Origin of the sequence: Robertmurraya sp. DFI.2.37, from assembly GCF_029211245.1 — a bacterium.
GTDB classification, from domain to species: Bacteria; Bacillota; Bacilli; order Bacillales; family Cytobacillaceae; genus Robertmurraya; species Robertmurraya methanolica_A.
In genome coordinates this window covers 1-11,097 of sequence record NZ_JARGEJ010000091.1, presented here as the reverse complement: position 1 = coordinate 11,097, position 11,097 = coordinate 1, and the positions used below count along the sequence as shown (strand labels likewise).

Genomic DNA, 11,097 nt, shown 5'->3' with positions numbered 1-11,097 from the left:
GCTTCCCAATGTTGATGATGATCAAAAAAGATCTCTTTTAGAATATTTCTGTCCATAAATAAAAAATACCACAGCCCTAATGACTGCGGTAGACCTTAAATTTTTATACTTTCTTATCTTTTAAAAAGAGACGCCCATTTCGGCCGTCTCTTTAAACAAACGATTAAATTACAGAAAAAATAAGGCGAGTATTGTACCTGCACTGCTAAATAATAAAGCAAATAAGAGATTCCACAGTGAAACAGAATACGGGTTTGTTTTCAACATAGCGCCTGTTAAAGAAACACTCAAATTATAAGGTCCGGCAACAGCGGTTGATAGACTTGACATAATTAAAACGAAACCAATGCTTATTGGAGAAATAGTTGCCATAAGTGGTTTAAGAATTTCACCAAGTATGCTAAATGTTACCAATGGATGAAAGCCGACCATTGCAAACATTAAAAAGATGATTTGAATAAATGCAAAGAGCATAACTGGGTATTGTGCTGCCGCAAAAAAAGGCTGCTGCATAAACGAAAAGATTGCGGTTTCCTTTAGCATTGTTATAAAGAAACCCGCACTCAAAAACAAAAAGAAATAATTTTGTAGCTTACTCGTATTTCTTTGCCAGCTTTTCACACTATAATTCAAGTAAGCCTTAAAGCGTTTAATCAATAAAGACCATATGAGTGAAAAGGGGATTATTACTAATGTTACAGACGTGATAAATCCGATATTCGTAACATTTCGAAACATATTTACACTTGTTATAAAGAGGGCTAGAGCAAAAATCATAATCGCTATTTTTCTTAAATTAAACATATTTAACGATTCAGTCTTGCTATCCTCTTTTATATATATGTATTTCTTGTATTTGAAGCTCATTAACCAGTCCGTTAAGAGAAGGAGAAGAGAAAGAAATAATAACCACGGTAAATAAGTTGTGTACCCCACACCAGTAACATCTACGGTCATTGCAACTAATAATTCCATCGGGCTCCAAATTAAGCAGAGACTGTATCCCCTTAAGACCGACTGACTAATTAATTTATTTTTAACTTCTTTGCTTACAGTGCTCAAGTTCTTCAATAAAGAATTGATTAACAGTGGTAGTGTAGCCATGTTTAAAAAAGAGCCTACTAGAAAAGAAGATAAGGAACCACGATAATAGACTTGACCAAGATGATGAATATTTGCTTTTAATAGTTTGTTGACGCTATGCTCATACTTGCCGATTTTAATAATGCTTGTAATAAACGGAAGAATGCTGAGTAACCCTAATAAATCCAACATAGACAGCATTTTATAAGGAATATTCAAGAAAGATTCCTCAATCATCACAGCAATTAAAATGCCGATCACTAAAAAAATGCTACCTGTATATTTAATAAATTTGTCCGTTTTCGAAAAGGAGATCATTATTGAAATAATAGCAAGTATTCCTGTTACATAGGTTAAGATATGAATTTGGGCAAATAGATTAAATAGGTATAGACCAATCAACAAGCTATAAAGGCAAATGGCCATGGAAGAATGAAATTGCTCTATCTTTGTTTTCACTATGTCTTACCTCGATTCAAACATTATTTAAATGGCCATCCCGAAAATCCCTTTATACCATTCTATTATAGACAGAAAGTGTTACGGCCGGCAAAAGCCTAAAATTAAAAGGCGCAAATGCGCCCTTAGGTTTATGCCTTCATCTCTCTCGCCCGCTTTACTTCATTCACAAATTGGCTAGCTTTTAATGTGATTTTTTCACAGCATTTCTCATCGATCACTTGCTTCATATCTACAAGCGTGCTTCCAGCACCAGCCGCCACAGCTCCAGCACGAATATAATCACCAACATTGCTAACATCAATTCCTCCAGTCGGCATTAATGGGATATGCGGCAGCGGTCCTCGCACATCCTTAAAGAAACGCGGACCGAGTAAATTCGCTGGAAATACCTTTATTAAATCTGCTCCGTTTTCATAAGCAGTTAAAATTTCTGTTGGCGTGAACGCACCTGGAACACTGACGACACCATATCTTTTCGTCATTTTAATCGTCTCAATATTCACCACCGGAGAGAAAACAAACCTCGCTCCAGCCATAATGGATGCTCTTGCCGTTTCAGGATCTAAGACTGTGCCAACTCCAACGATAACATCGTCCTTTAATTCATCCGCAACCATCTCAACTAATGAGAGGATTTTCGGTGTTTCCACTGTTAATTCTAGTGCCTTAACGCCACCAGCACTCAATGCCTTTGCGACTGGAATGATATTGTCTTTATTTGCTCCTCGAATCACTGCCACAATTCCGCTGTCTTTAATCTGCTCGATAAGATTCATAATACCTCCACGAAATCTTTAGTTTTAAACTTTATATTGTTGATAGAACGATTTTGGCTCATTTCGTGTCAAATCAAAATTTTACACGTCTCTTAATTATACTGAAAAAACGCTTCGTTTCATGGAGTCAGAGAAAAGATTAGCCCAAAATCACTACCGACCTACAACAAAACCAATTGTTACATAAATTTAACGGTTTATATCATCTTCTGTTGAATGGAAAAAGCGATACAACTCATTGCGATCTGGCAAACTTTCAAAATCTCCTTCAACTTGGGTAGCAATAGCTCCTACCGCATTTCCACGTTCAACAACCTGTTCGAGTCCAATCCCATCCAAGAAGCCAGAGATGACCCCTGCTGCAAAACCATCACCAGCGCCAACTGGATCAATGACTGTTTTAACTGGAAAACCGGGGACAAGCTTTATTTCATCCTTCATTCCATAATAGGCACCCTGTGCCCCTACTTTTAAAATCACTATTTCCGCACCATGATTTAAAAATAATCGGCAAAGTTTCTTAGGGTCCGCTTCCCCAAACATAAACTTTCCTTCATCTACTCCTGGAAGGATAATATCCGCTAAACTCGCTAGTTCAAGCAAAACCTTTCTCGCCTGTTCTTCTGTCCAAAGTTTTTTGCGAAGATTAGGATCAAATACTACTTTCACACCGTGCTCCTTTGCGATGCGAATCGCATGTAGAACTGTTTCATAGCAGCTTTCGCTTAAAGCTGGTGTAATCCCAGTAACATGCAAATATTTTGCCTTCTTTATAAATTCCTGATCAATATCCTCAGGTAAAAGACGACTCGCGGCTGAGTTACTTCGATAATATTGAACACGCACATCACCGCCATGACGAATCTCCTTAAAGTAAATTCCTGTTGGTGCTGTTGCATCATATTTTACTTGGGAAACATCGACACCTTCTCCGCGGATAAATGAGAGGAGTGCTTTTCCAAATTCATCCTCGCCCACTCTGCTAATCCAACCAACATGATGACCTAATCTCGTTAACCCAATCGCTACATTTGTTTCAGCACCGCCGAATTTACGAGAATACGTGTGGGCGTACCTCATTAACGGAGTCGTTGGAGTAAAAACAACCATTGATTCTCCTATTGTTACAACATCCATCATTATTCCCCCGAACATCGATTTATTCAAGTACAGTTAACGTCAAGATTAAGATACTCATACTTAGTTCACTCTTGATCATTCAAGTAGAGACTTCCAGATATTTTTTAATGTTGTAAAAACAAATATTCTCGATCATTTTTCCTAGATAAGTAAAGTCAGGTGGATATTGTCCGTTTTCAACCCAGTTACCGATCACATTGCAAAGAATTCTGCGGAAATACTCATGCCTAGGATACGAAAGAAAACTTCTTGAGTCCGTTACCATTCCGACAAATCGTGAAAGTATTCCTAAATTCGCTAAAGCTTTTATTTGCTCCTCCATCCCATCCTTATTATCATTAAACCACCACGCTGTACCAAATTGGATTTTTCCTGGAATCTCTGCTTGGAAGTTTCCAATCATGGAACCCACAACATAATTATCTCTTGGATTCAAATTGTAAATAATCGTTTTTGGCAGGGAGGAATCCTTTTCTAATTCATCAAGCAATGCAGAAAGCTCTTCAGCGTAAGTGAAATCAGCAATCGAGTCAAAACCAGTATTAGGCCCAATTAAATTCAGCATTTTTGAATTATTATTCCGCAAGCCGCCAATATGAAGTTGCATCACCCAACCATTTTCTTTATACATTTTCCCTAAATGAAGTAAAATTTCCGTCTTCAGTTTAACGATTTCTTCATTTGAAAGTGCAGCCCCAGATATTCTTCTCTTAAAAATTTCTTCAACTTCAGTCTCTGTTCCTTTTAAGAAAAACGACGAATCTAAACCATGATCCGACAAACGACAGCCTACTTCGTGAAAATAATCCACTCTCACTTTCAATGCTTCTATGAAACATGCAAAAGTATTAATCGAGATTCCCGTAATCGCGCCTAGCTTTTGCAGCCAATCCATAAAGCTAGCCAGGTCTACATTTAGCGCTCCATCAGGGCGAAAGGTAGGCAATACTTCAATATTAAAATTTGGCTCATTCCTTAATTGCTGATGGTATTCTAACGTATCGAGCGGATCATCTGTTGTACATAGCCCCTTAACGTTAAATTTATGCAAAAGCCCCCTTGCAGAAAATGATTCCTCCTGTATGATAGCATTGCTCTTTTCCCATATTTCTTCTGCTGTACTTTCGTTGAGGGGATCATAAAGTTGGAAGCACCTTTGTAGCTCTAAATGTGTCCAATGATAAAGGGGGTTTCCGATGCAATGAGGAATCGTTTCCGCCCACGCCTGAAATTTTTCCCTATCGGATTTATTTCCGGTAATAAACGTTTCATTAATCCCATTCGAACGCATCGCCCTCCATTTATAATGGTCCCCATCAAGCCAAACGTCAGTGAGATTATTAAATCTTTTATTTTCCGCGATTTCCTTTGCTGTTAAATGACAATGATAGTCATATATAGGCATATCTTTCGCATAGTCATGAAATAATTTCTTAGCTGTATCTGTTTCTAATAGAAAGTCCTTATCCATAAACGCCTTCAAAAAAAATCAACCTCCTATGAGCCGCGCAATAAAAAAGCTCCGTTTAGTCCATCAGTAGTCCACCGTTCACTTCTATGATTTCTCCTGTAATATAGCTTGCTGCATCAGAGGCTAAAAATAAAACAGCACCCACCATTTCTTCCGGCATCCCTTCTCTCCCAAGAGGAATTTGCTTTGTCATATTGACACGCATTTCTTCTGATGTATTTGAATGGAAAGGTGTTTCGATGAAACCAGGTGCAATTCCATTGACATAAATATGATCGGCAATCAATTCTTTCGCTAGTCCACGGGTAAATGTGCTTAAACCACCTTTAGCGGAGGCATAGGCAACAGCACCGTTACCACCGCCGTTGCGGGCAGCAATCGAAGTGACATTAATAATCCTGCCTTTCCCTTGCTTTTTCATCAATGGCACCACCGACTTTGTCACAAGAAAAGCCGACTTTAAATTAACATTAAAAATTTGCTCCCATAGTTCTTCTTCCATATCTTCAATTCTGCTTCTCTTCACCATCGAACCTGCATTGTTAACTAAAACATCTACTCTTCCAAACTCTTGCTCTATTTTCGAGACCATTTTTTGCACTTGCTTTGCATTCGTCACATCACCCGAAACTAAGAGCGCCTTCTTTCCTTTTGCAACAATTTGCGCGACAAGTTGTTCGGCTGCTACAAGATTTTTATTTCCATGAACAATAACAGAAGCACCTAATTCTGAAAAACCTAAAATAATCGATTTTCCAATACCAGAACTGCTGCCGGTAACAAATATTACTTTATCTTGAAATGAATACATCCAATCACTCCGTTTTCATTTTGTAAGTTTTGCACAGCTCAAGCACTACGAAATTTTCATATCGTTTCTGCCCAATTGATAAAATGCATCGTTTCATCCTTATTCATCGAGTTAGGGTAAAAAAAGAGGAAGACCCCTCATACGGAGTTTGTTCTCTTGAACAATCATCCATTATTTCAGAGTCTGACAAATGCTTTCTTTATACTACATTAAGAGATCTGGTAGGAATGTAACGATTTGAGGGAATAATGCGAGTATCGCAACAAGTAAAATAACCCCTGCCATGAATGGCCATGATTCTTTTACATACTCCTCTACCGATACATTCGTTAAAGAACATACGGTATACATCGTTACCCCTACAGGCGGAGTCATACCTCCCATGGTCACAAGCGTCATCATGAGAATTCCAAAGTGAACCGGGTCTACTCCGATTTGAGTAATAATCGGTAAGAAAATAGGTGTTAATAAGAGAACAATAACTGTCGATTCAATGAACATTCCCATAATTAGTAGGAACAACAGCACTAAGAACAAAATCAATGTTGGACTTGAAGTGAGACCAATGATAAATTCAGCAGCAGTTCTCGGAAGCTGATTATACGTAATTAAGTAACCGAGAATAGCAGATGTTGAAATGATCAATAAAATCATCGCATTGTCTACTACAGAGCGATTGACAGCTTCTTTAAACTTCTTCCAGTCAAGCTCCTTGTGAATAAAGAAACCGATTATTAATGCATAGACAACTGCAAATGAGCCTGCCTCAGATGCTGTAAAAATCCCAAAGCGAATTCCAACAATAAGAATAACCGGGAACAACAATGCCCAAATACTTTCTCGCAAAGAACTCATTACTTCTTTGAAAGTCGCTCGCTTTGGACGGTCAATCGAGTCATAACCTCTTTTCTTAGCAATCGTATAAGCAACGACCATCAGGAACACCATCATTAAAATTCCTGGTATAATTCCTGCTAAAAATAACTTTCCAATAGACACCTCGCCTACATAACCATACAGTATAAGTCCAATACTTGGCGGTATCGTTGCTGTGATTAATGAACTGAATGCAATAACACCGACAGAATAACCACCCGAATATCCTCTATCAATCATTTTGCGACCAAGTATTCTACTTTGCATGGCTGCATCAGCATTAGCGGAACCTGATATCCCTCCCATAATTGTACTCAATACAATTGAGACATGGGCTAGACTACCTTGAATATGACCTGTCAAAGCATTGGAAAAGCGAATTAATCTTGATGTAATGCCAGCTGAATTCATTAAATTTCCAGCAAGGATAAAAAATGGGACAGCCAACAATGGAAAAGATTGCGTTCCAGAAACCATTCGTTGGACGGTTATCGAAATGGGTAAATTCGGTTCAAAAAGAAAGTACGATAAACAAGCGATTCCTATCGCAAAAGCAACGGGCATATTAAGGAAAAGCAGTATGAAAAAGATAACTGCTAACAGTACCATCTGATCTTCCTCCTTTCTTCAATTTTCTATGCGAACTGTTTTTTTATTAGTTTTGAAGTATTAATAAGAAGTGTAATGATCATTAACGCAGCACCGACAGGAACCGCAATCGTCACAAATGAATAGCTAAATGGCAGATTATTAATTAATCGCACTGAATTTTCAATGCTTAGCAATATCCCATGATAGCCAACAAATGCAAGAAATGAAATCATTAAAATGTTCATGACAATGGCAATAAGGTTAGAAATTTTTTCTGGCAATCTACTAGTAATAAAATCGACCCCAATATGCTTTCCTTCTCTTAATGCTTTATTCGCTCCTAGAAAGATAACCCAAACAAATAGTAATTGTGCAAATTCAACCGACCATGAGAGGGGTGCACCGACCCATCTCATGACCGCAGCTACGAATACAAATATAACTACACCAACCATTAAACCACTTGTAAGGATTGTTTCTAATTTCACTAGTCCGTGAGTAATATTTTTCATTCTAGCCACTCACCTTTATATTATTTTCCAAGCAGCTCGTTGATTTGTTGACGAAGCTCTTGGTATCCTTCAAATTTATCGTATACAGCATCTGTTTTTTCTTTAAATAATGCTTTGTCAACTTCAATGACTTCCACACCTTCAGCCACCATATCCGCTTCAAATTCATCTAGCATATCAACCGTATTCTTTGAAGCCTCATCACCAGCAATCAACGCTTCTTCTTTTAAAATTTCTTGATACTCAGCTGGAAGGGTTTCCAACCATTGAGACCCTACTACTAAACCGGTTAGTAATTGGAAATGAGAAGTTTTAGAGATATTAGAGATCACTTCATATAATTTCGCTCCATATGTTGCCGGATGCTGCGCTTCAGCGCCATCAATTACGCCTTGTTGTACTCCAGGGTAGACTTCAGTCCAAGGCATTCCTGCCGGGCTTGCTCCCAATGCAGTAATCGTTTCAGTCCAAATGGCAGCACCAGGAGTACGCAATTTTAATCCTTTTAAATCGTCTGGTGTGTTAATTGGTTTGTTTGTTAAAATGTGTCTATCGCCTTGATACCAGTTAAATGATAAGATTTCCACATTAAAATCGGTTACTAGCTTCTCTTCCCAACCTTTGAATAAATCAGACATGACAACTTCTCTCGCTTCTTCGTAGCTATCGACAATATAAGGAGCTGATAAAATTCCAATTTCCGGTACCATTTCTGCAAGGCGGCCCGTATCAACAATTACCCCAACATTCGCCCCCATGATCGCTTGTTCAACGATATCCTTATCTTCTCCTAGTGAACCACTACCATAAATCTCAATTTTGACATCGCCACCCGTTTTTTCTTCGACAGCATCTTTAAACGCTTCCAATCCTTGATAAATTGGATCTGTCGGGGTTAATGCTGTTCCCAACTTCAATGTGTAAACGTTGTCATTCGAGTTTTCATTATTTGCATTTTCGCTGCTATTTGTCTCAGATTTATTCCCACAAGCGCTTACAATTACCATTGCTAAAATTAACAGTGCTGCTAAAATTTTCCCTTTCATCGTTAAGGTCCTCCTTAAAATGTGAAATTTCTCTAATTTTTAGACTTTATAACTAAAACAATTTCAAAAGATACCGCTTTCATTGAAAGCGATAAAGGCAAACCTGAATTCTCCATGTAAACTTTATCTACATATGACTTTACTTAAAGTAACTCGGATATGCTTTCTTTAGCTCGTTTTGATCAACAGATACTAATTGTAAATGCTGGGCCATTACCGTTGCAGCACGTTCTGGATCTTTCGCTTTAATAGCGTTCAATACTTCACTATGTTGTCTTAATATCGTCTCCCAATTGAACTCCGAAGCAAGACTAAGAAGTCTGACCCGGTTTAAATGACTATTCATCTGTTGGATGACTGACCACACTCTAGCTTTCTGCGAACCTATTGCGATTGTGCTATGAAACTCTTCATCAAGTTCGAATAATTGCTCGTAATCTTTTTCTTGCACACAGCGGTGTTGAGTCTCGATGTTCTTTTCCAATAAAGCCGTTTTATCTTCAGGAAAACTTTCACAAGCAACTCTTACCGTTGCTACTTCTAAATGCTCCCTGATAAATCTTGCATCATCCACATGTTTAAGATCAATTAATGATACAACAGTGCCTCTTTGTGGATATACCTCTAGTAGCTGCTCTTGATTCAACCTCACAAAGGCCTCTCTCACCGGTGTACGACTTACACTCAACCATTCGGCAATTTCCTTTTCTGATATACTCAAGCCCGGCTCCAGCTTTAAATTTACAATGTTTTCTTTTAATTGTTGATAAACATAATCTCGAGTTGAGTATTTGTTAACCATTACTTTTTTTGCTAAGTCTGCGTCTAACATTTTTATAGAGAACCTCCCTTCCATATTTACATACTACCACACTACTATGCTTGTATGGTAGTGTATAAAAAAGAAAATATCACAAATTTTTTGTTTTTTCTTTATTTCGACAAAAAATATGTGCAAGGTTCGTGTAATTGCGCAGACTTAATGCTTCACAAACTGCTTTAACTATAGCCATTGCTTCTTTTAAAATTTCTTATCCACATATCTCTTTTAAGCTCTCTCAATTTTATTTCCTGTTTTCAAGACTGTCCCAAACTCCAAGCATATACATAATTCCTAGCGCCCGATCATACAATCCATATCCAGGCCTACAGTGTTTCTCTTCTCCCCATAAATGACGACCATGATCTGGGCGTACAAAACCAGTAAACCCGTTTTCATGATAAGCTTTTATCACTTCTGGAACATTAACGCTTCCGTCCTGACCGTTGTGAGAAACCTCAATGAAATCACCATTTTCAAAAACTTTAACATTGCGAATATGTGCGAAGGAATGCGATCATGAAATTCGCGAATCATTGCCGGAAGGTCGTTTTCAGAATTAGATCCTAGTGAACCCGTACAAAACGTTAATCCATTATAAGGACTATCAACTAAATCAAGAAATCTTCTAAATATAGTCCCTGTTTCGAATAATGCGCGGTAAACTAAAGATTGGCCATGCTGGATCATCTGGATGAATCGCCATTTTTACATCATATTCTTCACAAACGGGAATCACTCGTTCTAAAAAGTATTTCAAATTATCGAACAGAACATCTTCTGTCACTTGTTCGTATGCTTTAAAAAGTTCATCCAAATTTGCCAAACACTCAGGCTCCCAGCCTGGTAATCTGAACCCACCAGAACTGTCCAATATTTTCTTTACCATCTCTTTCGGATCATCCGAAATAGCAGCTTTTTCATAAAATAGCGCATTAGAGCCATCCGGTAGTTCTTTGTATAAATCCGTTCTTGTCCAATCAAAAACGAGCATAAAATTATAGCAGATTACTTTAATGTCAACTGTTGAAAGCTTCTTAATCGTATCGATATAAATATCAATATATTTATCTCTTGTTGGTAAACCAATTTTAATATCATCATGAATGTTTACGCTTTCCACGACTTCAGGGCTAAAACCTTTGCTTCTAATTTGTGCAGCTACCGCTTCCATTCTTTCCAGTTCCCATTCTTCCCCAGCAACCTTGTCATGCAGCGACCATACAATTCCCATTACACCTGGAATTTGACGAATATGATCCAAAGTGATTGAGTCATTTCCTTCTCCGTACCATCTCCAAGTCATTTTCAATGAATATCACTTCCTCTCATCTTTAGCAGTTCCCTTGTACTCTATCGAATATCACCCCCTTTTTATAAACTATAGTCTCTCGGAAATTAATTTTCCGCATTAGCTCTAGTCTTACGACTAGGGCTTTTTATCGTTACACCCCCAATAAGGGATGCGAACAAACTTTCCGTCTTGACAAACGTACGTTCCCCTCACAA

Annotated in this window: 9 protein-coding genes and 1 pseudogene; all 10 read right to left on the bottom strand. The window is 38.0% G+C overall.

What is annotated here, in order from left to right; all coding sequences use genetic code 11:
* Window positions 1-168: 168 nt before the first annotated feature.
* Complete coding sequence (locus PZE06_RS24585; protein WP_151026257.1) at window positions 169-1,542, bottom strand: hypothetical protein; 1,374 nt, start codon at window positions 1,540-1,542, stop codon at window positions 169-171.
* A 131-nt stretch (window positions 1,543-1,673) separates the two neighbouring features.
* A complete protein-coding gene (locus PZE06_RS24580; protein WP_151026258.1) occupies window positions 1,674-2,321 on the bottom strand; it encodes a bifunctional 4-hydroxy-2-oxoglutarate aldolase/2-dehydro-3-deoxy-phosphogluconate aldolase in 648 nt (215 codons plus the stop codon).
* Window positions 2,322-2,510: 189 nt separating this feature from the next.
* Window positions 2,511-3,458, bottom strand: coding sequence for a sugar kinase (locus PZE06_RS24575; protein ID WP_151026259.1), 948 nt, complete (start codon window positions 3,456-3,458; stop codon window positions 2,511-2,513).
* 82 nt (window positions 3,459-3,540) lie between these two features.
* On the bottom strand, window positions 3,541-4,944 hold the full coding sequence (uxaC, locus tag PZE06_RS24570) for a glucuronate isomerase (RefSeq protein WP_151026260.1): 1,404 nt from the start codon (window positions 4,942-4,944) through the stop codon (window positions 3,541-3,543).
* Between the two features lie 43 nt (window positions 4,945-4,987).
* Window positions 4,988-5,743, bottom strand: coding sequence for an SDR family NAD(P)-dependent oxidoreductase (locus tag PZE06_RS24565; protein ID WP_151026261.1), 756 nt, complete (start codon window positions 5,741-5,743; stop codon window positions 4,988-4,990).
* A 204-nt stretch (window positions 5,744-5,947) separates the two neighbouring features.
* Entirely contained in the window at window positions 5,948-7,228 is a 1,281-nt protein-coding gene (locus PZE06_RS24560) for a TRAP transporter large permease (protein WP_151026262.1), read from the bottom strand.
* Between the two features lie 26 nt (window positions 7,229-7,254).
* Entirely contained in the window at window positions 7,255-7,722 is a 468-nt protein-coding gene (locus PZE06_RS24555; protein ID WP_151026263.1) for a TRAP transporter small permease, read from the bottom strand.
* A 20-nt stretch (window positions 7,723-7,742) separates the two neighbouring features.
* A complete protein-coding gene (locus tag PZE06_RS24550; protein ID WP_151026264.1) occupies window positions 7,743-8,768 on the bottom strand; it encodes a C4-dicarboxylate TRAP transporter substrate-binding protein in 1,026 nt (341 codons plus the stop codon).
* A gap of 139 nt (window positions 8,769-8,907) precedes the next feature.
* Window positions 8,908-9,600: a GntR family transcriptional regulator gene (locus PZE06_RS24545; protein WP_151026265.1), complete on the bottom strand. Its 693-nt coding sequence runs from the start codon at window positions 9,598-9,600 to the stop codon at window positions 8,908-8,910.
* A gap of 232 nt (window positions 9,601-9,832) precedes the next feature.
* Window positions 9,833-10,900 (bottom strand): annotated as a pseudogene (gene uxuA, locus PZE06_RS24540) (mannonate dehydratase).
* Window positions 10,901-11,097 lie beyond the last annotated feature (197 nt).